The sequence below is a fragment of the Enterobacter sp. MG-EB028 genome (genome assembly GCF_056673305.1).
On the sequence record NZ_CP195079.1, the window covers coordinates 1,998,067 to 2,020,535 of the forward strand.

Sequence of the window (22,469 nt, forward strand, 5' to 3'; positions counted from 1 at the left end):
ACTGTTTGTCACAAACGCGCGTCAGCGCGCCAGCCAGCCGCCGTCGACGGCTAAGGTGTGGCCATTTACGTAATCCGAGGCGGAAGAGGCCAAAAAGACGACCGGTCCCTGAAGGTCGTCCGGTGTTCCCCAGCGACCCGCCGGAATGCGCGCAAGGATCTCGGCATTGCGTTGTTCGTCCGCGCGCAGCTGCTGCGTGTTGTTCGTCGCCATGTAGCCCGGCGCGATGGCATTCACGTTGATGCCATGTACCGCCCACTCATTCGCCAGCAGGCGCGTTATCCCCAGTACGCCGCTTTTCGAGGCGGTATACGACGGTACGCGAATGCCGCCCTGGAACGAGAGCATAGAGGCGATATTGATAATTTTGCCGCCCTGGCCCTGGGCGATAAACTGTTTAGCGACCGCCTGCGAGAGGAAAAAGAGCGATTTGAGATTCAGATTCATCACCTCATCCCAGTCCTTTTCACTGAACGCCAGAGCGTCCTCCCGGCGAATCGTCCCGGCATTGTTCACCAGAATATCGACCCGCCCCATCTCCGCCACGGCGGTATCCACGACGTGCTGAAGGCTTTCCTGCTGGCTCAGATCGGCCCGAATAGCTAAAAAACGTCTTCCCAGGGCGGTGACGGAGCTGGCCGTTTTCTCTGGATCTTTGCGATTTACCCCAACGATATCGCAGCCTGCCTGCGCCAGCGCAATGGCCATGCCTTGTCCCAGCCCGGTATCGCACCCGGTGATAAGGGCCACTTTGCCTGAAAGAGTAAAGGTGTCCAGTATCATACGCGCCTCAGAAGCTGGTTATCGTCGTTCTGACGTTAAAGATAGGAGGCAGGAATGAGAAAAGCAAATAAAATGAAACAGTGTTTTGTTTTTCAGGCAGCATGATGCTGCCTGAAGGGGGGCGTTACTCGCCGCGCAGGTGTTGCACCGTCAGTTCAGCCAGCGAATTGAGCTTTACGTCGGCAAGAGCAAACCGGGGGTCGTGGCGGTTTTCTTCAGCAGGTACCACAATGGAGCGCATACGCGCGGCTTTGGAGGCCACCATGCCGTTAACGGAATCTTCCAGCGCGACGCAGGTAAGCGGATCAAGACCCAGCTTCGCGGCGCAGTCCATATAGACCTGCGGATGCGGCTTGCTGTAGGGCAATTTTTCCGCAGACGCCAGGGCGTCAAAACTGTCGCGCAGCTCAAACATGATCAGCACTTTTTCCAGCATATGCAGCGGTGAAGCGGAAGCCAGGCCAACCTTCAGCCCCTGAGACTTGCACAGCGCGACAGCGTCACGTACGCCGGGCAAGAGCGGCTTGGTCTCCTCCACCAGCGCGATGGCGCGGCTGATAATGCGCGCGGTGACTTCGTCGCGATCGGGCCCAACCCACGGCTGTTGGGCGTACCAAAGGTCAACGACCATATCAATGCGCAGGCCCAGCGTGTCGGGAAGTTCATTACGGCGGCTGATATCAACGCCCAGGCTGGCCATCACGTCCAGCTCGGCGCGATCCCACAACGGCTCGGAATCAATCAGTAATCCATCCATGTCAAAAATAGCGGCAAGTATCTGGCGCGGTGTCGACATCACAACGTCTCCTTATCCAGGGTGTTCGACAGACGATAAGTGCTAAGCACAGTCTGCAATTTAGCATATTGCTTTCAAAGAGCGGGCGAAATTGATGTCCAGCAGGTAGACTTAGGCACACATAACGCGTCTTTATGAAGAGGAACTGATGACGTATCAACAAGCTGGACGCATTGCTGTCTTAAAACGTATTGCAGGCTGGGTGATTTTTATACCCGCCGTCATTTCTACGCTGATCTCCGTGCTGAAGTTTATGTACGATCACAGCGAAAAACAGCCGGGCATTAATGCGGTAATGCTTGATTTTGCACATGTCATGATTGAGATGGTGCGGTTTAACACCCCGTTCCTGAACGTCTTCTGGTTCAACTCGCCAACGCCGGACTTTCACCAGCAGCTGAATATTGGTTTCTGGATTATCTATGCGCTGATTTTTATTGCGATGGCGCTACAGGCATCAGGTGCACGAATGAGCCGCCAGACCCGTTTTTTACGCGAAGGGGTGGAAGATCAGCTTATCCTCGAGAAGGCGAAAGGCCCTGAAGGAATGAGCCGGGAGCAGATTGAATCCCGCATTGTGGTGCCTCGTCACACCATTTTCCTGCAAATTTTCCCGCTCTATATCCTACCGGTTATTATCATCGTGGCGGGATACTTCTTCTTCTCACTGCTCGGTTTTCTGTAACAGATAAGGGTGGCGGCAAGGCCACCCGTTTTGTCTTTATACCGCAAGCACGCGTTCAAGCGCACGCTGGGCGTTGACCAGATGTTGCCCGCCAAAAAGAATGGCTCGGTTCATCAGCGTATAGAGCTGGTACACGGGCTGGCGCTCAAGGAAGTCCGGCGGCAGGGGGGAGACAGACTGATAGCCATCGTATATTTGCGGCGGCTGTTCGGGATGCAGGGGCAACATGGCCAGATCGCACTCTCTGTCACCCCAGTAGCAGGCCGGGTCAAAGATATACGGGCCGTTGGGGCCCAGCGCGCAGTTATCGGACCATAGATCGCCGTGCAGCAGAGAAGCCTGAGGCTGGTGGGAGGCCAGGCGCTGTTGCACATGCTCGACGATGGCATCAATGTTGCCAAATTCCAGCCCTTTTTCAGCGGCCAGCTCAAGCTGCCATCCGATGCGCTGCTCGGCAAAGAATGTTGCCCAGCGGCGCTGCCAGGCATTGGGCTGCGGCGTGGTGGAAAGGTCGTTGTCAAAGTCGAGGCCAAACTGGGGCTGGTCGCTCCACTGGTGCAGACGCGCTAACTGTTGTCCGAGAATAAAGGCATTATGGGCATCCAACGGACGGGCAGGGAGATAGTCCATCACCAGAAAGCTGTAGTCCCGGTCGCTACCCACGGCCAGTACCTCAGGTACCGTCACCGTTTTACTGCGGGACAACAGTTCAAGCTGATCGGCTTCAGCGGTAAAGATCGGGAGCAGCTCTCGCTCGTCGCATTTAACGAACAGATCGCGTCCTGCGTAGCGTAAATGCCACGCGGCGTGAATTTCACCGCCCGGCAGCTCGTTACGCAGTTCAATTTCACCTTCACCCAATTGCTCATGTAAAAGATGACTGATAGCCTGCCACATGTTGACTCTCCCATGTTGTCTGCCAGATCATAAAGTTAGCGCATAATTGCGGTAAAAAAATACGAACTAACGCACACCTGAGCGGTTTAATTTCATGCAGGGCACTTATTGTTCTTTTTTCTGCCAGCGCTCCCACGTTTCCACGGTAATGTCGGCAGGCTTGTCGGTCACACTTTCCACCAGACTGGCGGCCAGCGCATGCACCTCTTCTTCACTCAGGGCAGCGATCAGGCCAAACGCCAGGGTGCCTAAATCATGAATATGACCTTCGTCATCCGTCAGCGTGAGCAGGAAGTTCGCCCGTGTAAAGGCGTTGTTGAGCTCATTAAGCTCGGTCAGCGATGCTTCATGAAGGCTGATGGTCACGACGTAGCGGGTGATATCACCACTGCTCATAATTCACCTCGTTGTTATCCTGAAAGTTTTTTTAGCATAGTCGATACGCTATATTTGGCGACTTCGACGTGTATCCCCCTCCGTCAGGAAGGGGAATAGCGGTCAGCTTCGTGACAGGTAATCGACGATTTTCTGCGTATCGGCAAGCGAACACAGGCGCGTTCCCTGATTGATGGTGGCGGCACTCCCCGCTGCGACACCATAACGGGTCATCTCCAGAAGTGACGCGCCCTGTGCCAGCTTCAGCGCCATCGCGCCCACCATACTGTCACCTGCGCCGACGGTGCTCTGGCTCTTCATTGGGGGCGGCACAACCTGCACAAATCCCGTCTTGTCGACGGCCAGCGCACCCTGAGGACCGAGAGAGACGACAACGCGGTGCGCTTTGCCGCTGCGAACTAGCTCTTCTGCGGCAGTACGCACGTCATCCGGCTGGCTAAGTTCGCGATTAACAAGCGCACTGAGCTCTTTCTGGTTAGGCTTAACGAGCTCAAGCTGTCCGGGTTCCAATGCTGCCTGCAGGGCTTCGCCTGAGCTGTCGACAATGCAGCGGATGCCGCGCTGAAGTACGGCCTCAACCAGCGCGGTCAGCTTTTCTGTTCTGACGCCCGGCGGCAGGCTACCGCTGATGACCAGCAGCGAGCCGCTTTCAATAGTCAACACCTTCTCTTCCAGTTGACGAAACTCATCATCGCTCAGCCTGGCGCCCGGCATAACGAAGCGATACTGTTCACCGCTGGACTCAACGTGGACATGCAGGTTCTGCCGGGTCCAGTCTTTGGCGTCGACGGTATCCACGGCAACCTGTTCATCGGCCAGCAAGGTAACAAGATGCTCCCCCGTGGCGCCACCGGCCGGGAATATGGCCGTTGCTTTACCGCCGAGGTGAGTAATCGCGCGCGCCACGTTAATCCCGCCGCCGCCCGGCTCAAATACGGGTGCGCTACAGCGTAGTTTACCTTCCGGGTAAATTTGCGGCGTTATGGTCGCGGAGTCGAGGGAAGGGGAGAGCGTCAGCGTATAAATTGAAGCCATCATAACCTCCTTTTAGCATGGGTTCTTTTAAGCCTGGCACCGATCGACAGGAAGGCAATGTAAATAACAGTATGATTTTAAAAATGAATGCTGACATAAATGCGATGAGGGATATATAAAATAAAACGCGTTTTGAGATCGTTCTTATTCAAAAAATGAAATAAGAAAATATTGCTATGTTATTTGCGCCTTTTTATAATTTGTTACCTTTCTCTGGACGCCTTGTCATTGATCCTCAAGAAAGTTTCCGAGACCGTGGTGGTCTCTTTTTTTGTTGTACGGACTCCTTAAATAAAATGAAGCTTTTGAAGACAGTACCCGCAGCACTGATGCTGGCGGGTGGCGTTTTTGCATCACTGAATGCAGCCGCCGATGACACCGTTTTTACTGTCATGGACGATCCCTCCACTGCCAAAAAACCGTTTGAAGGTAACCTTAACGCCGGGTATCTCGCGCAATCGGGTAATACGAAAAGCTCTTCTCTGACGGCGGACAGCACCCTGACCTGGTACGGCAATACCACTGCATGGTCGCTGTGGGGAAATGCCAGCAACACGTCCGCTAACGATGAACGCTCATCCGAGAAATACGCGGTAGGTGGACGTAGCCGTTACAACATGACCGACTATGACTACATCTTTGGTCAGGCTAGTTGGTTAACCGACCGCTTCAACGGCTATCGCCAGCGCGATGTGTTCACCGCCGGTTATGGTCGTCAGTTCCTGAATGGACCGGTACACAGCCTCCGTTTCGAATTCGGTCCTGGTGTCCGCTATGACGAGTACACCAATGGCGAAAATGAAACCCAGCCGCTGGGTTATGCTTCTGGCACGTATGCCTGGCAGATGACCGACAACACCAAATTTACGCAGGGTGTTTCTGTGTTTGGTGCCGAGGATACGACGCTGAACTCCGAAAGTGCTTTGAACGTGGCTATCAATGAACACTTTGGTTTGAAATTGGCCTACAACGTGACCTGGAACTCTTCGCCGCCAGAAACGGCACCGGATCATACCGATCGCAGAACCACGATTTCGCTGGGCTATAAAATGTAATCATAGCGGGCCGATGATGGTGTCGGCCCGTTTTCATTATTATGGTTAACCCGCGCCAATAAATTCTCTTCACGCGCAACGGCATTTATTTTATTTGGACAGCTAAAGTTGTATTTAGCCCCAAATCATTGCCGCCCACCGAAATAACAGCATTGCGCCGCAGATGGCAACCAGCACCAGCACCATTTTCCAGTGTTTTACGGCAAATCGTTTTGTTGGCATAACCTAATCCTTGTTCGTTGATACGCATAGTCTATCAAACGGGGCTAAAAGATGCGCCTTCCCGGGAGCGATCGGGTTATGCCAACGAGGGTTCGGCTCAGAACCAGTGGAATCGTTCGGCGAGAATCAGCAATAAACCTGTTGCGGAAAGGACGTTCAAAATCACAACCGTTCTACTGGATACATTCATGGTATGCACCTGTTGATTTAAAGGCATGTTCAAGAGTAGCCCAGCATGTCTGAAATGCGAGCGCCGGAGAGATGCAGCCTGCAAATTCGCGCGAAATGCCAGCCTATCAATCTGGCTGCAGAGGGTGCAATCTCCTTGCTGATAGTGTTAACATTACGTCGCTTGCCGTAAATCCGCATTAATCTGAATTCGGCAGGTGCATGATGACGAACCAATTTGACGATTGTTGGTCAGATGGTGTCGTAATCTATTGTCAAATCACGATTATTTTCTTTGTATATGCTCTTATGTGTGGGGCATCACTGCAAATAAGGATATAAAATGCCTGTAATTACTCTTCCTGATGGCAGCCAACGCCATTTCGACCACGCTGTTAGCCCTATGGATGTTGCCCTGGACATCGGTCCTGGCCTCGCGAAAGCGACCATCGCCGGCCGTGTGAACGGTGAGCTGGTTGATGCGTCCGATCTGATTGAAAACGATGCGACGCTTGCAATCATCACCGCGAAAGACGAAGAAGGTCTTGAGATCATTCGTCACTCCTGCGCGCACCTGTTGGGTCATGCTATCAAGCAGCTGTGGCCAAACACCAAAATGGCGATCGGTCCGGTTATCGACAACGGCTTCTACTATGACGTTGATCTTGACCACACCCTGACCCAGGAAGATATCGACGCGCTCGAAAAACGTATGCACGAGCTCGCCGAAACCAACTATGACGTCATCAAGAAGAAAGTCAGCTGGCACGAAGCGCGTGAAACCTTCGTCAAGCGTGGCGAGAGCTACAAAGTCTCTATTCTTGATGAAAACATCGCTCATGATGACAAGCCTGGCTTGTACCATCACGAAGAATACGTCGACATGTGCCGTGGACCGCACGTGCCGAACATGCGCTTCTGTCATCATTTCAAGCTGATGAAGATCGCCGGCGCCTACTGGCGTGGCGACAGCAACAACAAGATGTTGCAGCGTATCTATGGTACCGCGTGGGCTGATAAGAAAGCCCTGAACGCGTACCTGCAGCGCCTGGAAGAGGCCGCGAAGCGTGACCACCGTAAAATCGGTAAGCAGCTCGACCTGTACCATATGCAGGAAGAAGCGCCGGGCATGGTGTTCTGGCATAACGATGGCTGGACTATCTTCCGTGAACTGGAAACGTTCGTACGCTCCAAGCTGAAAGAGTATCAGTATCAGGAAGTGAAAGGCCCGTTCATGATGGACCGTGTGCTGTGGGAAAAAACCGGCCACTGGGACAACTACAAAGATGCGATGTTCACCACCTCGTCTGAGAACCGTGAATACTGCATCAAGCCAATGAACTGCCCTGGCCACGTACAGATCTTCAACCAGGGTCTGAAATCCTACCGCGACCTGCCGCTGCGTATGGCGGAGTTCGGTAGCTGCCACCGTAACGAGCCATCAGGCGCGCTGCACGGTCTGATGCGCGTTCGTGGCTTTACTCAGGATGATGCGCATATCTTCTGTACTGAAGATCAGGTCCGTGATGAAGTTAACGCCTGTATTCGTATGGTCTACGATATGTACAGCACCTTTGGCTTCGAGAAGATCGTGGTCAAACTCTCAACGCGTCCGGAAAAACGTATCGGTAGCGATGAGACCTGGGATCGCGCAGAAGCGGATCTCGCCGTAGCGCTGGAAGAGAACGGTATTCCGTTTGAATACCAGCTGGGCGAGGGCGCGTTCTACGGTCCGAAAATTGAATTTACCCTGTATGACTGCCTCGATCGCGCATGGCAGTGCGGAACGGTACAGCTGGACTTCTCCCTGCCGCAGCGTTTAAGCGCCTCTTATGTTGGCGAGGACAACGAGCGTCAGGTGCCGGTCATGATTCACCGTGCCATTCTCGGTTCTCTGGAGCGCTTCATTGGCATCTTGACCGAAGAGTTCGCGGGCTTCTTCCCAACCTGGCTTGCGCCAGTGCAGGTCGTAGTGATGAACATTACCGATTCTCAGGCAGATTACGTTAAAGAATTGACGCAGAAACTACAAAATGCGGGCATTCGCGTAAAAGCAGACTTGAGAAATGAGAAGATTGGCTTTAAAATCCGCGAGCACACTTTACGTCGTGTCCCGTATATGTTGGTCTGTGGTGATAAAGAGGTGGAAGCAGGCAAAGTTGCCGTTCGCACCCGCCGTGGTAAAGACCTGGGCAGCCTGGACGTAAGTGAAGTGATTGAGAAGCTGCAACAAGAGATTCGCAGCCGCAGTCTTCAACAACTGGAGGAATAAGGTATTAAAGGCGGAAAACGAGTTCAAACGGCACGTCCGAATCGTATCAATGGCGAGATTCGCGCCCAGGAAGTTCGCTTAACAGGTCTGGAAGGCGAGCAGCTGGGGATTGTGAGTCTGAGAGAAGCGATCGAAAAGGCTGAAGAAGCTGGAGTAGATTTAGTTGAAATCAGCCCTAACGCCGAACCGCCAGTTTGTCGTATCATGGACTACGGCAAGTTCCTTTATGAAAAGAGTAAGTCTTCTAAGGAACAGAAGAAGAAGCAAAAAGTTATCCAGGTTAAGGAAATCAAATTCCGTCCTGGTACCGACGATGGCGATTATCAGGTAAAACTCCGCAGCCTGATTCGCTTTCTGGAAGATGGCGATAAGGCCAAGATCACGCTGCGTTTCCGCGGTCGTGAGATGGCCCACCAACAGATTGGTATGGAAGTGCTTAACCGCGTCCGTGACGATCTGAGTGAACTGGCAGTAGTCGAATCCTTCCCTACGAAGATCGAAGGCCGCCAGATGATCATGGTGCTCGCTCCTAAGAAGAAACAGTAAGGCCTTCAAGCAGCAAAATCTGTGGAGCCTTCGGGTTTCATAGGTTTTGTTCGCCTATGTTTCGTTTATTTAACAATGCGAAGTGGAAGTTATTAAGATGCCAAAAATTAAGACCGTACGCGGTGCTGCTAAGCGCTTCAAAAAAACCGGTGGTGGTGGATTTAAGCGTAAGCACGCAAACCTGCGTCATATTCTGACCAAAAAATCTACTAAGCGTAAACGTCACCTGCGTCCAAAAGGCCTTGTTTCTAAAGGCGATCTGGGTCTGGTTATCGCGTGCCTGCCGTACGCATAAGCCGTTAACGTTTAATTTTTTACTAAGAATATAGATACAGGAGAGCACATATGGCTCGCGTAAAACGTGGTGTAATTGCACGTGCACGTCACAAGAAAATTTTGAAACAAGCTAAAGGCTACTACGGTGCGCGTTCACGCGTATACCGCGTTGCCTTCCAGGCTGTTATCAAAGCAGGTCAGTACGCTTACCGTGACCGTCGTCAGCGTAAGCGTCAGTTCCGTCAACTGTGGATTGCGCGTATCAACGCAGCAGCACGTCAGAACGGTATTTCTTACAGCAAATTCATCAACGGCCTGAAAAAAGCCTCTGTTGAAATCGACCGTAAGATCCTGGCTGACATCGCAGTATTCGACAAAGTAGCGTTCACCGCTCTGGTCGAAAAAGCGAAAGCAGCACTGGCATAAGCCAGTTGAGAGAGGGGGCTTTGCTCCCTCTTTTCATTTAACACCATCAGAAGATTGACATTTATCCGTCCAGGCTTTTCAATAAGGTCTTAACGGTTTACCACACAAGGTAACGCAAGCATGAATGCTGCTATTTTCCGCTTCTTCTTTTACTTTAGCACCTGATCTCAGGAGGCTAGCGCGTGAAAGATGAAACGAAAAACAGCGCCAGATAAGCCTCCCGATGGAGGCTTTTTTTGTGCCTGAATTTGAGAGAATAACTCCACCAAATCGGTGTCTGCACCGACATAATGAGGAAAATCATGTCACATCTCGCAGAGCTGGTTGCCAGTGCAACAGCCGCCATTAATCAGGCCTCAGATGTTGCCGCGTTAGACAATGTCCGCGTCGAATATCTTGGGAAGAAAGGGCACCTGACCCTTCAAATGACAACCCTGCGTGAACTGCCGCCTGAAGAACGCCCGGCAGCGGGTGCGGTGATTAACGAAGCCAAAGAGCAGGTCCAGCAGGCGCTGAACGCACGCAAGGCCGAGCTGGAAAGCGCGGTGCTGAACGCGCGTCTGGCGGCAGAAACCATTGACGTTTCTCTGCCGGGCCGTCGTATCGAAAACGGCGGTCTGCATCCGGTCACCCGCACCATCGATCGCATTGAAAGTTTCTTCGGTGAGCTCGGCTTTACCGTGGCGACTGGCCCGGAAATCGAAGATGATTACCACAACTTCGACGCCCTGAACATTCCAGGCCATCATCCGGCACGCGCTGACCACGACACTTTCTGGTTTGACGCTACGCGTCTGCTGCGTACCCAGACCTCAGGCGTTCAGATCCGTACCATGAAGGAGCAGGAACCGCCAATCCGCATCATCGCGCCGGGTCGCGTCTATCGTAACGACTACGATCAGACCCACACCCCAATGTTCCACCAGATGGAAGGCCTGATTGTTGATAAAAATATCAGCTTCACCAACCTGAAGGGCACGCTGCACGATTTCCTGAACAACTTCTTTGAGGAAGATCTGCAGGTTCGTTTCCGTCCTTCCTACTTCCCGTTCACTGAGCCGTCTGCGGAAGTTGACGTGATGGGCAAAAACGGCAAATGGCTGGAAGTGCTGGGCTGCGGCATGGTGCATCCAAACGTGCTGCGCAACGTGGGTATCGATCCGGAAGTTTACTCCGGCTTTGCGTTCGGTATGGGCATGGAGCGTCTGACCATGCTGCGCTACGGCGTCACCGACCTACGTGCATTCTTCGAAAACGATCTGCGTTTCCTCAAACAGTTTAAATAAGGGCAGGACAGAACAATGAAATTCAGTGAACTGTGGTTACGCGAGTGGGTGAACACCACGCTGGACAGCGAAGCGCTTTCCAACCAGATCACCATGGCGGGCCTGGAAGTTGACGGCGTTGAGCCGGTTTCCGGTGCCTTCAACGGTGTGGTCGTCGGCGAAGTGGTAGAGTGCGGCCAGCACCCTAACGCTGACAAACTGCGCGTGACAAAAGTGAACGTGGGCGGTGACCGTCTGCTGGATATCGTCTGCGGTGCGCCAAACTGCCGTCAGGGCCTGAAGGTGGCCGTGGCGACCGTCGGTGCCGTGCTGCCGGGTGATTTCAAAATCGAAGCCGCCAAGCTGCGCGGCGAGCCGTCTGAAGGCATGCTGTGCTCTTTCTCCGAGCTGGGTATTTCCGACGATCACAACGGCATCATTGAGCTGCCGCTGGATGCACCAGTTGGCACCGATATCCGCGAATACCTGAAGCTTGATGACAACACTATCGAAATCAGCGTCACGCCAAACCGTGCCGACTGCTTAGGCATTATCGGCGTGGCGCGCGACGTGGCCGTACTGAACCAGACCGAACTCAACGCGCCGGACATTGCGCCGGTTGAAGCGACCATCAGTGACGTGCTGCCGATTCAGGTTGACGCTGCTGACGCATGCCCGCGCTACCTCGGCCGCGTGGTGAAAGGCATCAACGTTAAAGCGCCAACCCCGCTGTGGATGAAAGAGAAGCTGCGCCGCTGCGGTATCCGTTCAATCGACGCCGTGGTTGACGTCACTAACTACGTTCTGCTGGAGCTGGGCCAGCCGATGCACGCGTTCGATAAAGATCGCATTGAAGGCGGCATCGTTGTGCGCATGGCGAAAGAGGGCGAAACCCTGGTGCTGCTGGACGGCACTGAAGCCAAACTGAATGCCGACACCCTGGTGATTGCTGACCACAGCAAAGCGCTGGCAATGGGCGGTATCTTCGGGGGCGAGCATTCTGGCGTGAACGATGAGACGCAAAATGTCCTGCTGGAATGCGCGTTCTTCAGCCCGCTCTCCATCACCGGTCGCGCACGCCGTCACGGCCTGCACACCGATGCCTCTCACCGCTACGAGCGCGGCGTTGATCCGGCGCTGCAGTACAAAGCGATGGAACGTGCGACCCGCCTGCTGATCGACATCTGCGGCGGTGAAGCGGGGCCGGTTATTGACGTCACCAACGAAGCGACGCTGCCTAAGCGTGCGACCATCACCCTGCGCCGCAGCAAGCTGGATCGCCTGATTGGCCATCACGTTGCCGATGCGCAGGTGACCGACATCCTGAAGCGTCTGGGCTGTGAAGTGACCGAAGGCCAGGACGAGTGGAAAGCCGTTGCGCCATCATGGCGTTTCGACATGGAAATTGAAGAAGATCTGGTCGAAGAAGTGGCCCGCGTTTACGGCTACAACAACATCCCTGACGAGCCTGTCCAGGCGGGTCTGGTAATGGGGACCCACCGTGAAGCTGACCTGTCCCTGAAGCGTGTGAAAACCATGCTGAATGACAAAGGCTACCAGGAAGTGATCACCTACAGCTTCGTTGATCCTAAGCTGCAGCAGCTGATCCACCCAGGTCAGGAAGCGCTGATCCTGCCAAGCCCAATCTCCAGCGAAATGTCCGCGATGCGTCTGTCCCTGTGGACGGGCCTGCTGGGGACTATCGTTTACAACCAGAACCGCCAGCAGAACCGCGTGCGCATTTTCGAAAGCGGTTTACGCTTTGTGCCGGATAATCAGGCAAATTTAGGCATCCGTCAGGATCTCATGCTGGCTGGCGCCATCAGCGGTAACCGCTACGAAGAGCACTGGGACCTGGCAAAAGGCACGGTTGATTTCTACGATATGAAGGGTGATCTGGAAGCGATTCTGGATCTGACCGGTAAATTATCTGAAATTGAATTCCGCGCGGAAGCGATTCCTGCGCTCCATCCGGGCCAGAGCGCGGCGATTTATTTAGAGGGCAAACGCGTTGGTTTCATTGGGGTTGTTCATCCTGAGCTGGAGCGTAAGCTGGACCTGAACGGCCGTACCATCGTGTTCGAGCTGGAGTGGAACCCGGTTGCAGACCGCGTTATTCCTCAGGCGCAGGACGTCTCTCGCTTCCCGGCGAACCGCCGTGATATCGCGGTTGTGGTCGCTGAAAACGTGCCCGCAGCAGATATTTTGGCCGAATGTAAGAAAGTTGGCGTAAATCAGGTAGTTGGCGTAAACTTATTTGACGTGTACCGCGGCAAGGGCGTAGCAGAAGGTTTCAAGAGCCTCGCTATTAGCCTTATCCTTCAGGATACCAGCCGTACACTCGAAGAAGAGGAGATTGCCGCTACCGTCGCCAAATGTGTAGAGGCATTAAAAGAGCGATTCCAGGCATCATTGAGGGATTGAACCTATGGCGCTTACAAAAGCTGAAATGTCAGAATATCTGTTTGATAAGCTTGGGCTTAGCAAACGGGATGCCAAAGAGCTGGTAGAGCTGTTTTTCGAAGAGATCCGTCGTGCTCTGGAAAATGGTGAGCAGGTAAAACTCTCCGGTTTTGGCAATTTTGATTTGCGAGACAAAAACCAACGTCCGGGCCGTAACCCGAAGACGGGGGAAGATATTCCCATTACAGCCCGCCGCGTGGTGACCTTCAGACCCGGCCAGAAGTTAAAGAGCCGCGTCGAAAACGCAACGCCTAAAGCAGAGTAATATGAACTAACCAAAAAGGCCGCCCACGCGGCCTTTTTTCTTTGCGCTCTTCGGCAAAGCCGCCGTAAAATCAATTACATCACTCGCTAACAAACCGTACACATGCTTGATTATGCTCATCGTCAGCACCGTTCCGATCGGCGTCGCCTGCTTCTGCTGGTGCTGCTGCTTATTCTCGCCGCGGGTATCAGCCTCTGCGCAGGCGACAGCTGGATCGGGCCTGAAAGCTGGATGGGGCCTGACGGGCAGCTCTTCGTCTGGCAGATTCGTCTGCCGCGCACCGTCGCGGTGATCCTGGTCGGCGCCGCGCTGGCGCTGTCTGGCACCATAATGCAGGCGCTGTTCGAAAACCCGCTGGCGGAGCCCGGCCTGCTCGGCGTGTCGAATGGTGCAGGCGTCGGGCTGATTGCGGCGGTAATGTTGGGCGGGGGAGAGCTGTCCGGCTGGAGTATTAGCCTGAGCGCCATTCTCGGCGCACTGCTGATCACCGTCATTCTTCTTCGCTTCGCCAGACGGCACCTGTCGACCAGCCGGCTGCTGCTTGCCGGTGTCGCGCTGGGGATCATCTGTAGCGCGCTGATGACCTGGGCGGTCTACTTCTCGACGTCCTTTGACCTGCGTCAGCTGATGTACTGGATGATGGGCGGCTTTGGCGGCGTTGACTGGCAGCAGGGCTGGCTAATGGCGCTGCTGGTGCCTGTCATCGCGTGGGCTGCTCTGCAGGCCCAGCCGTTGAACCGGCTCGCGCTGGGGGAAATCTCTGCTCGCCAGCTCGGCATGCCGATTGGTTTCTGGCGTAACGTACTGGTCATTGCCATTGGCTGGCTGGTGGGCGTGAGCGTGGCCCTGGCGGGGGCGATTGGCTTTATCGGGCTGGTCATTCCGCACATGCTGCGTCTGTGCGGTTTCACGGATCATCGAACCTTGCTTCCGGCCTCGGCGGTTGCCGGGGCCGCCACGCTGCTGGTGGCCGATATCATCGCCCGGCTTGCCCTGACGGCCGCAGAGCTGCCGATTGGCGTGGTGACCGCTACGCTGGGCGCGCCAGTCTTTATCTGGCTACTATTAAAAGCCGGACGTTAAAAACTACCCGTAAGACAACCTGAGGGAATGCTATGCAGTCAGATATCCTGAATACCGAAGTGACCACCATTGATGGGGATAACACCACGCTGGAAGGCTACAAAGGCAAGGTGTTGCTCATCGTCAACGTGGCATCGAAATGCGGCCTGACGCCGCAGTACGAGCAGCTGGAGAATATTCAGAAGGCCTGGGAGAAAGACGGTTTTACCGTGCTGGGCTTCCCGTGCAACCAGTTCCTGGGCCAGGAGCCGGGCAGCGAAGAAGAGATCAAAACCTTCTGCAGCACTACCTATGGCGTGACGTTCCCGATGTTCAGCAAAATTGACGTCAACGGTGAAAACCGCCATCCGCTGTATGCGAAGCTGATTGCTGCCGCGCCGAAGGCCGTTGCGCCGGAAGAAAGCGGTTTTTACGAGCGTATGGCCAGCAAAGGCCGCGCGCCGCTCTATCCGGACGACATTCTGTGGAACTTCGAAAAATTCCTGATTGGTCGTGACGGCCAGGTCGTTCAGCGTTTTTCGCCGGATATGACGCCTGAGGATCCGATCGTCATGGAATCTATCAAGCTGGCGCTGGCGAAATAATGCCACTCCTGATGCAGCTCACGGACGTCGCCGAGAAGGGGCGTCTGGAGCCGATAACCTGCGGCATCGATTCGGGCGAAATCCTGCATCTCGTCGGGCCAAACGGCGCGGGTAAAAGTACGCTGCTGGCGCGGATGGCGGGGCTGACTACCGGGCCTGGGCAGATTACGCTGCTGGAACATGCCCTGGCCGACTGGTCACCCGCCTCGCTGGCCCACCGGCGCAGCTACCTGGTGCAGCAGCAGGTACCGCCTTTTGCGATGCCGGTCTGGCATTATCTGATGCTGCATCTGCACGACAAACAGCATACGGCACTGCTGGAGGAAGTGGCTGCGGCGTTAGGGTTGGAAGATAAACTGTCCCGGCATGCCAGCCAGCTTTCCGGTGGTGAATGGCAGCGGGTGCGTCTGGCGGCGGTCATTCTGCAGATCCATCCCGCGGGCAATCCTCACGGGAGGCTGCTGCTGCTGGATGAACCGATGAGCGGTCTGGATGTCGCCCAGCAGGCGGCGCTGGATAGCCTGTTAAGCGCTCTGAGCAGGAAAGGTATCGCCGTAGTGATGAGCAGCCACGATCTTAACCATACGCTGCGTCACGCCCATCGGGTATGGCTCCTGTCGCGCGGCAGAATGATTGCCAGCGGCACGCGGGACCGGGTCCTTACGCCGCCAAATCTCGCCCGCGCCTACAGCATGTCGTTCCGCAGGCTGGATATAGAGGGACATAAGATGCTGATTTCTACCGGGCAGGAGTAACCGTTTCTTGCCTGTGAACACAATTGCACGCTAAATTACCGAAAGAACAATAAAAGCAGAGGATTCGTCTGAAAATGCGATTCTGGTTTCTCCTCATGGCGGCACTATTTCTTGCGGGATGCAGCAGCCATCGTGCACCGCCGCCTAACCCGCGGCTATCAGATTCTATCACCGTCATTGCCAGCCTTAACGATCAGCTGAGCAACTGGCGCGGTACGCCTTATCGCTACGGCGGCATGAGCCGCGGCGGAGTGGACTGCTCAGGCTTTGTCCTGATGACGTTTCGTGACAAGTTTGATCTACAGCTTCCGCGAGACACGCGCAAACAGGCGGAAATAGGAACAGAAATTGATAAAGACGATCTCCTGCCCGGGGACCTGGTCTTTTTCAAAACCGGCTCGGGAGAAAGCGGTTTGCATGTTGGCATATATGATACAGACAACCAGTTTATTCATGCATCTACCAGCCGCGGCGTGATGCGCTCTTCTCTCGATAACGTGTACTGGCGTAAAAATTTCTGGCAGGCGCGACGTATTTAGTCTGCCCGGACACGTTTTTTATGTCGGCATGGTAACTATTAAACCATGCCGTTTTTTCTCAAATAAGCTGATTAAAGTTAAATTTACCTAAATTAGCAACATCCTTATGTGTCTGTTTTATCTAAAACTGGCTATTACTCTGTAACCAGGATAAGATTATTTTAGATTCAGGGATAAATCTGAAAATTAATACGGAACTAATGAAATTAAACTTATTAAAATCAAGACAGTGGAATTGTGTCAGCAATTGCTCCAGGATGTCCTCTCTCATCTTTAATGCGGGGCGAGTGCAATGATTATTACGCTAGATAATGCTTACCAGTCTGAACTGATGCTTCTGCCTGCCCGTAATAGTGCAGGCGAGCTAAAAGGTTTAGAAATACTGGTTAACTTTACTGGCGTCGGCACCGATGTGAGGATCCCTACCGAGCTCGTTATCCCCCGGCTTTCAGCGGCAGAAGAGTTAGCGCTGTTTAACGAAAAACTGCAATTGCTTGATACCTGTAAACTGTTTTTTATTCAGCATCAGTTAATTGCATGGATCAATATTACACCAGCAATTGTTGAGTTTTTATTAAGTAATGGGAATGCTGTTTCAATTCTTGAGCGTTATCCGTTTCTTGAGTTTACTGTTAATGAGAACTATCCAGGTTTAAATAACGGAAAGGACGATCTGCAGCTGGCAAGAATGGCGATCCATTTTCCGCTGGTCCTGGCAAACTTTGGTGCCGGTGCTGCATCGCTCAAGGCCGTCTATGATGGATTATTTAAACGGGTTATTCTTGATAAAGGATTCATCCAGCAGCGTGCTTCGGAGCTTTCTTTCGAGCCTTTTATGCGCGCGATCCTCTGGCAAATAACGCCGCACTGCCAGTCGGTGATCGTCTCCGGCATTGACGACCACGCTCTGCTGCAGCGCGTCCTGTCCTTTAATTTTGGTGCCATGCAGGGCGCGCTCTGGCCAGCCGTCTCGCCGGAGCACGTCACAACGCTCGTTCAGCAGCGATAACCCTGCCTTTCGCCCGTGTTTAAGTCCGGGTAAACCCTCTACACTAAAAGCAGGAGGACTTATGACCCTGTCTTTTACCGCTCACTGGCATGACGAGTTGCCTGGCTTTTACACCGCACTCAAACCAACACCGTTACATAATTCACGTCTTATCTGGCATAACGATCGGCTGGCCGATGAGCTGGCCATTCCGCCTGATATGTTTCAGTGTTCAGACAGCGCTGGCGTCTGGGGAGGAGATACGCTTCTCCCCGGTATGCAGCCTCTGGCTCAGGTCTATAGCGGACACCAGTTTGGTGTCTGGGCGGGGCAGCTGGGCGACGGCAGGGGGATCCTGCTCGGCGAACAACGCCTTCCCAACGGAGAGACGGTTGACTGGCATCTCAAAGGCGCAGGTCTTACCCCATATTCACGAATGGGCGACGGGCGGGCTGTATTGCGGTCTACAATACGCGAAAGCCTGGCATCCGAAGCGATGCACGCGCTGGGTATTCCCACTACCCGCGCGCTGTCGATCGTCACCAGCGACACGCCGGTGACGCGCGAAACGGTGGAAAAGGGGGCGATGCTGATGCGCATTGCGCAAAGCCATCTGCGCTTTGGTCATTTTGAGCACTTTTACTATCGCCGCGAGCCGGACAAGGTTCGCCAGCTCGCGGACTTCGCCATTCGCCACCACTGGGCGCATCTGCAGGATGAGGCGGATAAATACGTTCTCTGGTTCCGGGACGTGGTTGCCCGTACCGCCATGATGATTGCGCGCTGGCAAACGGTAGGCTTTGCTCACGGGGTCATGAACACGGACAACATGTCGATCCTCGGCCTGACCTTTGATTACGGTCCGTTTGGTTTCCTTGATGATTATCAGCCGGGGTATATCTGCAACCATTCCGACTATCAGGGGCGTTACAGCTTTGACAATCAGCCCGCGGTTGGGCTGTGGAACCTCCAGCGGCTTGCACAAACCTTATCGCCGTTTATCGACGTCGATGCCCTGAACGATGCGCTCGACAGCTATCAGGACCTTTTGCTGCGGGAATACGGCACGCTGATGCGTAACAAGCTGGGGCTGATGACCCAGGAGAAGGGTGATAACGACATCCTTAACGGACTGTTTGCCCTGATGGCGCGTGAAGGGAGCGATTACACCCGCACCTTCCGCATGCTGGGCCAGACGGAGCAGCACAGCGCCGCCTCGCCGCTGCGCGACGAGTTTATTGACCGGCAGGCGTTTGACGACTGGTTTACACAGTACCGCACGCGGCTGCAGCAGGAGCAGGTAGACGATGTTACACTTCAGGTACAGATGAACGCAGCGAATCCGGCAATGGTATTGCGCAACTGGCTGGCGCAGCGGGCGATTGAGCAGGCAGAGCAGGGCGAGTATGACGAGCTACACCGTCTGCATCTGGCGTTGCGCACGCCGTTTGCCGACCGGGATGATGATTACGTCAGCCGCCCGCCCGACTGGGGCAAGCGGCTGGAAGTCAGCTGCTCAAGTTAAGGATTTTGGCCGGGCGGCGGGGTCGCCTTACCCGGCCTGTTCATCACTGAGCAACCCAGCCGCCATCCATATTCCACGCGGCGCCGCGAACGTTCACGGCGCCCTCGCTGCACAAAAACAGCGCCAGTTCACCCAACTGCTCCGGGGTAACAAACTCCCCTGAAGGCTGTTTCTCTGCAAGGAGCTGTTCGCGAGCCTGCTCCGGCGGCACGCCATCCGCGATGCGCTTATCAATTTGCTGTTGTACCAGCGGCGTCAGTACCCAGCCGGGGCAGATGGTATTGGCGGTAATACCCGTGCGGGCGGTTTCCAGCGCCAGCGATTTGGTAAAGCCCACTACGCCATGCTTGGCCGCAACGTAGGCCGATTTCTCTTTCGACGCGACCAGCCCGTGAACGGAGGCAATATTGATAATGCGCCCCCAGTTTTTCTCGCGCATGGCCGGCAGCGCCAGCCGGCTGGTGTGAAACACTGCAGAGAGGTTTATGGCGATAATGTCGTTCCACTTCTCCACCGGAAAGGCGTCAACCGGGGCCACGTGCTGGATCCCGGCGTTGTTCACAAGAATATCCACCCCGCCAAACTGCGATTCGGTGTAGCGCATCATGGCCTCAATCTGCAGCGCGTCACGCAGGTCCGCATCGTGATAGCCAGGCTTTTTACCCAGTTGCGCAATTTCTTCCCGTGCCGATGCGCTGTCGCCAAAACCGTTGAGGATCAGCTGCGCGCCCGCCTTCGCCAGTACGCGGGCGATCCCAAGTCCAATGCCGCTGGTCGAGCCGGTCACCAGGGCGGTTTTACCGTTCAGATTCATTTTTCTCTCCTTACACAATGCCGGTCAGATAGAACACGGCAATGACAAAAAGCACTGCCAGACTTTTAATGATGGTGATTGCGAAAATGCCGCCGTAGGCCTGGCGATGGCTCAGGCCGGTGATAGCCAGCAGGGTAATCACCGCGCCGTTATGGGGCAGCGTATCCATCCCGCCGCTCGCCATCGAGGCCACGCGGTGCAGCACCTCAAGCGGAATATTGGCCGCATGGGCGGCAGCAACAAAGGTATCGGCCATCGCCGCAAGGGCGATGCTCATTCCGCCGGACGCCGAGCCGGTGATCCCCGCGAGAACGGTCACGCTGATGGCTTCATTCAACAGCGGATTCGGGATAGTCGCCAGCGCTTTGGATAACACCAGGAACCCGGGCAGGGCGGCGATAACCGCGCCGAAACCGTATTCGGAGGCGGTATTCATCGCCGCCAGAATGGCACCGCTCACCGCGGTCCGACTGCCTTCAGCCAGACGCCCCCGGATATTGCGAAAGCCAAAAATCAGCACCAGCACGATACCGGAGATCAGCGCCGCTTCCACGGCCCAGATGGCGGTGATCTTGCCCACCTCGGTGACAATCGGTTTCGCCAGACCTGGCAGAGTAAGCTCGTGGGTCGTGCCGTACCAGCCGGGGATCCAGCGGGTAAACAGCAGGTTCAGTATGCCCACCAGCAGCAGCGGGGAGATAGCAATCAGCGGATGCGGGAGGTTAATGTTATCCGGCGTTTCGGGCTCATTTTTCAGATCCGTGCCGTAACCTTCATTGTTATTCAGCGCCTTACGACGCTGGCGCTCCAGCCAGAGCAGGCCAAAGACGATAATAAACAGTGAGCCGATAAGCCCCAGCCACGGCGCCGCCCAGGCGTTCGTACCAAAGAAGCTGGTGGGGATGATATTCTGGATCTGCGGCGTGCCGGGCAGGGCGTCCATGGTAAATGAGAACGCCCCCAGCGCGACGGTTGCCGGGATCAGCCGCTTAGGGATGCCGCTCTGGCGAAACAGCTCGGCGGCAAACGGGTACACCGCAAACGCCACCACGAACAGTGAAACGCCGCCGTAGGTTAACAGCGCACACACCAGGACAATCACCGGGATGGCGTGTCGACGCCCGAGGATCTGGATCGCGGCGGCGACGATGGAGCGTGAGAAACCGGAAAGCTCAATCAGCTTGCCAAAAACGGCCCCCAGCAGGAACACCGGGAAGTAGAGCTTAACAAAGCCGACCATCTTTTCCATAAACAGGCCGGTAAACGTCGGGCCGACGGCTCCCGGATCGGTCAGCAGCACGGCACCGAGCGCCGCAATCGGCGCAAACAAAATAACGCTGTATCCGCGATAGGCCGCCAGCATCAGCAGCGCCAGCGCCGCCAGGGCAATTAACACGCTCATTACGACTCCTCACTTTAATTATTATTCGGGTACCAACGAGAGGCTTAACGCTCGACGGTCAGGGCGATGCCTTGCCCGCCGCCTACGCACAGGGTGACAAGCCCTTTTTTGACGTCACGGCGCTGCATTTCGTACAGCAGCGTCACAAGAATGCGGCAGCCGGAGGCGCCAATCGGATGGCCCAGGGCGATAGCGCCGCCGTTAACGTTCACCCTGCGTTCATCCCAGCCGAGCTGCTTGCCCACCGCCAGCGCCTGGGCGGCAAAGGCTTCGTTAGCTTCAATGAGGTCCACCTCGTCGAGCGTCCAGCCCGCCCGCGCCAGTGCCGTCCGGCAGGCGCTGACCGGGCCGATACCCATTACCGACGGATCAACGCCCGTCACGGCGTAACTTACGATGCGGCCAAAAACAGGCAATCCGCTCTCCCGCGCCTTTTCCTCGCTCATCAGCAGCACCGCGGCAGCACCGTCGTTGAGCGTGGAGGCATTCCCCGCCGTGACGGTGCCTTCCTCGTGTAAAAATGCGGGGCGCAGCTGGGCCAGCTTCTCAGCGGTGGTGCATGGCCGGGGCTGTTCGTCACGGCTGACGATAAGCGGCGGTTTTTTACCCTGTTTCACCGTCACCGGCGCTATCTCGTCGTCAAAGCGACCCGCTTCGATGGCGGAGGCCGCTTTTTGTTGCGACCGGGCGGCGAAGGCGTCCTGGTCCTCGCGGGAAATGTCATACTCACGGGCGACGTTTTCAGCGGTGAGCCCCATGTGGTAATCGTTGAAGGCGTCCCACAGGCCATCGGTAATCATGCTGTCCTTAAGGCCCGCATGCCCGAAACGCAGCCCGGCACGTGCGCCGTCCAGCAGATACGGCGCGTTGCTCATGCTCTCCTGACCGCCGGCGATAGCCACCTCCGCGTCGCCGCAGCGGATCGCCTGGGCGGCGAGCTGCACCGCTTTTAAGCCCGCGCCGCACACCAGGTTGACGGTGGTCGCCGGCGTGCTGACAGGCAATCCGGCGCTGATGGCCGTCTGGCGGGCGGGGTTTTGCCCGCATCCGGCCGTCAGCACCTGTCCGAAAATCAGTTCGTCTATGTGCTCTGTGCTGAGACCGCTGTTCTCAAGCAGGTGCCGTACCGTGACGGCCCCAAGCTCAACCGCAGAAAGGGACGAGAGCGATCCGCGAAAACTGCCTATGGGGGTTCGCGTTGCCCCGACAATCATGACCTTTTTCATGCT

At 55.3% G+C, this 22,469-nt stretch carries 26 protein-coding genes and 1 other annotated feature; of the genes, 16 read left to right on the forward strand and 10 right to left on the reverse strand.

What is annotated here, in order from left to right:
- Positions 1-21: 21 nt before the first annotated feature.
- A complete protein-coding gene (kduD, locus tag ACR42C_RS09485; RefSeq protein ID WP_302218791.1) occupies positions 22-783 on the reverse strand; it encodes a 2-dehydro-3-deoxy-D-gluconate 5-dehydrogenase KduD in 762 nt (253 codons plus the stop codon).
- 124 nt (positions 784-907) lie between these two features.
- Complete coding sequence (gene hxpB, locus ACR42C_RS09490) at positions 908-1,579, reverse strand: hexitol phosphatase HxpB (protein WP_166710831.1); 672 nt, start codon at positions 1,577-1,579, stop codon at positions 908-910.
- Positions 1,580-1,727: 148 nt separating this feature from the next.
- On the opposite strand from hxpB, the gene ACR42C_RS09495 reads away from it, so the two are divergent.
- On the forward strand, positions 1,728-2,264 hold the full coding sequence (locus tag ACR42C_RS09495) for a YniB family protein (RefSeq protein WP_049000725.1): 537 nt from the start codon (positions 1,728-1,730) through the stop codon (positions 2,262-2,264).
- Positions 2,265-2,300: 36 nt separating this feature from the next.
- Here ACR42C_RS09495 and ACR42C_RS09500 read toward each other — a convergent pair whose 3' ends face one another.
- From ACR42C_RS09500 to pfkB, 3 genes are all read right to left on the reverse strand, one after another.
- Positions 2,301-3,161: a fructosamine kinase family protein gene (locus tag ACR42C_RS09500; protein ID WP_116340514.1), complete on the reverse strand. Its 861-nt coding sequence runs from the start codon at positions 3,159-3,161 to the stop codon at positions 2,301-2,303.
- 105 nt (positions 3,162-3,266) lie between these two features.
- Complete coding sequence (ghoS, locus tag ACR42C_RS09505; protein WP_028012811.1) at positions 3,267-3,557, reverse strand: type V toxin-antitoxin system endoribonuclease antitoxin GhoS; 291 nt, start codon at positions 3,555-3,557, stop codon at positions 3,267-3,269.
- A 102-nt stretch (positions 3,558-3,659) separates the two neighbouring features.
- Entirely contained in the window at positions 3,660-4,592 is a 933-nt protein-coding gene (gene pfkB, locus ACR42C_RS09510; RefSeq protein ID WP_163329605.1) for a 6-phosphofructokinase II, read from the reverse strand.
- Positions 4,593-4,888: 296 nt separating this feature from the next.
- Here pfkB and ACR42C_RS09515 point away from each other — a divergent pair, with 296 nt between their 5' ends.
- Positions 4,889-5,647: a DUF481 domain-containing protein gene (locus tag ACR42C_RS09515; RefSeq protein ID WP_028012813.1), complete on the forward strand. Its 759-nt coding sequence runs from the start codon at positions 4,889-4,891 to the stop codon at positions 5,645-5,647.
- A 114-nt stretch (positions 5,648-5,761) separates the two neighbouring features.
- Here the strand turns inward: ACR42C_RS09515 and yniD are convergent, their stop codons facing one another.
- Together yniD and yncL are read right to left on the reverse strand one after the other, a co-directional pair.
- Positions 5,762-5,869 (reverse strand): small membrane protein YniD, encoded by a 108-nt coding sequence (gene yniD, locus ACR42C_RS09520; protein WP_088205299.1) that lies wholly within the window; start codon positions 5,867-5,869, stop codon positions 5,762-5,764.
- A 97-nt stretch (positions 5,870-5,966) separates the two neighbouring features.
- The gene (gene yncL / locus ACR42C_RS09525; protein ID WP_332908628.1) at positions 5,967-6,086 is read right to left on the reverse strand and encodes a stress response membrane protein YncL; all 120 of its coding nucleotides are present in this window, start codon (positions 6,084-6,086) and stop codon (positions 5,967-5,969) included.
- A gap of 294 nt (positions 6,087-6,380) precedes the next feature.
- Between yncL and thrS the strand changes: the two genes are divergently transcribed.
- The 14 genes from thrS (at position 6,381) to selO (ending at position 19,024) form a co-directional block, all read left to right on the forward strand.
- Positions 6,381-8,309 carry a threonine--tRNA ligase gene (thrS, locus tag ACR42C_RS09530; RefSeq protein ID WP_028012814.1) on the forward strand — a complete coding sequence of 643 codons (1,929 nt, stop codon included), beginning with the start codon at positions 6,381-6,383 and terminating at the stop codon, positions 8,307-8,309.
- A gap of 3 nt (positions 8,310-8,312) precedes the next feature.
- Positions 8,313-8,855: a translation initiation factor IF-3 gene (gene infC / locus ACR42C_RS09535; protein ID WP_023616141.1), complete on the forward strand. Its 543-nt coding sequence runs from the start codon at positions 8,313-8,315 to the stop codon at positions 8,853-8,855.
- A gap of 97 nt (positions 8,856-8,952) precedes the next feature.
- Complete coding sequence (gene rpmI, locus ACR42C_RS09540) at positions 8,953-9,150, forward strand: 50S ribosomal protein L35 (RefSeq protein WP_003030583.1); 198 nt, start codon at positions 8,953-8,955, stop codon at positions 9,148-9,150.
- A gap of 50 nt (positions 9,151-9,200) precedes the next feature.
- Complete coding sequence (rplT, locus tag ACR42C_RS09545) at positions 9,201-9,557, forward strand: 50S ribosomal protein L20 (protein WP_000124850.1); 357 nt, start codon at positions 9,201-9,203, stop codon at positions 9,555-9,557.
- Between the two features lie 115 nt (positions 9,558-9,672).
- Positions 9,673-9,797: a sequence feature (Phe leader region), on the forward strand.
- Complete coding sequence (gene pheM, locus ACR42C_RS09550) at positions 9,678-9,722, forward strand: pheST operon leader peptide PheM (RefSeq protein ID WP_001386830.1); 45 nt, start codon at positions 9,678-9,680, stop codon at positions 9,720-9,722. (Overlaps the previous feature by 45 nt.)
- A gap of 62 nt (positions 9,798-9,859) precedes the next feature.
- Positions 9,860-10,843, forward strand: a complete 984-nt coding sequence (pheS, locus tag ACR42C_RS09555) for a phenylalanine--tRNA ligase subunit alpha (protein ID WP_020884406.1) — start codon at positions 9,860-9,862, stop codon at positions 10,841-10,843.
- 15 nt (positions 10,844-10,858) lie between these two features.
- Positions 10,859-13,246 carry a phenylalanine--tRNA ligase subunit beta gene (gene pheT, locus ACR42C_RS09560; protein ID WP_479985046.1) on the forward strand — a complete coding sequence of 796 codons (2,388 nt, stop codon included), beginning with the start codon at positions 10,859-10,861 and terminating at the stop codon, positions 13,244-13,246.
- Between the two features lie 4 nt (positions 13,247-13,250).
- Positions 13,251-13,550, forward strand: coding sequence for an integration host factor subunit alpha (gene ihfA, locus ACR42C_RS09565; RefSeq protein ID WP_003857805.1), 300 nt, complete (start codon positions 13,251-13,253; stop codon positions 13,548-13,550).
- Between the two features lie 102 nt (positions 13,551-13,652).
- Entirely contained in the window at positions 13,653-14,633 is a 981-nt protein-coding gene (gene btuC / locus ACR42C_RS09570) for a vitamin B12 ABC transporter permease BtuC (RefSeq protein WP_116340506.1), read from the forward strand.
- A gap of 32 nt (positions 14,634-14,665) precedes the next feature.
- Positions 14,666-15,217, forward strand: coding sequence for a glutathione peroxidase (locus ACR42C_RS09575; protein ID WP_166710835.1), 552 nt, complete (start codon positions 14,666-14,668; stop codon positions 15,215-15,217).
- Positions 15,217-15,972, forward strand: a complete 756-nt coding sequence (gene btuD / locus ACR42C_RS09580; protein WP_116340502.1) for a vitamin B12 ABC transporter ATP-binding protein BtuD — start codon at positions 15,217-15,219, stop codon at positions 15,970-15,972. Before ACR42C_RS09575 ends, btuD begins: the two co-directional genes overlap by 1 nt.
- Positions 15,973-16,046: 74 nt before the next feature.
- The gene (locus ACR42C_RS09585; protein WP_320720431.1) at positions 16,047-16,511 is read left to right on the forward strand and encodes an NlpC/P60 family protein; all 465 of its coding nucleotides are present in this window, start codon (positions 16,047-16,049) and stop codon (positions 16,509-16,511) included.
- Positions 16,512-16,803: 292 nt separating this feature from the next.
- Entirely contained in the window at positions 16,804-17,520 is a 717-nt protein-coding gene (locus ACR42C_RS09590) for an EAL domain-containing protein (protein WP_116340500.1), read from the forward strand.
- A gap of 61 nt (positions 17,521-17,581) precedes the next feature.
- Positions 17,582-19,024: a protein adenylyltransferase SelO gene (gene selO, locus ACR42C_RS09595; protein WP_479985047.1), complete on the forward strand. Its 1,443-nt coding sequence runs from the start codon at positions 17,582-17,584 to the stop codon at positions 19,022-19,024.
- Positions 19,025-19,067: 43 nt separating this feature from the next.
- Here the strand turns inward: selO and ACR42C_RS09600 are convergent, their stop codons facing one another.
- The 3 genes from ACR42C_RS09600 to ACR42C_RS09610 are packed head-to-tail and all read right to left on the reverse strand — an operon-like array spanning position 19,068 to position 22,466.
- A complete protein-coding gene (locus ACR42C_RS09600) occupies positions 19,068-19,838 on the reverse strand; it encodes a 3-hydroxybutyrate dehydrogenase (protein WP_302218790.1) in 771 nt (256 codons plus the stop codon).
- A 10-nt stretch (positions 19,839-19,848) separates the two neighbouring features.
- A complete protein-coding gene (locus tag ACR42C_RS09605; protein WP_116340494.1) occupies positions 19,849-21,240 on the reverse strand; it encodes a GntP family permease in 1,392 nt (463 codons plus the stop codon).
- 44 nt (positions 21,241-21,284) lie between these two features.
- Positions 21,285-22,466 (reverse strand): acetyl-CoA C-acetyltransferase, encoded by a 1,182-nt coding sequence (locus ACR42C_RS09610; protein WP_479985048.1) that lies wholly within the window; start codon positions 22,464-22,466, stop codon positions 21,285-21,287.
- Positions 22,467-22,469 lie beyond the last annotated feature (3 nt).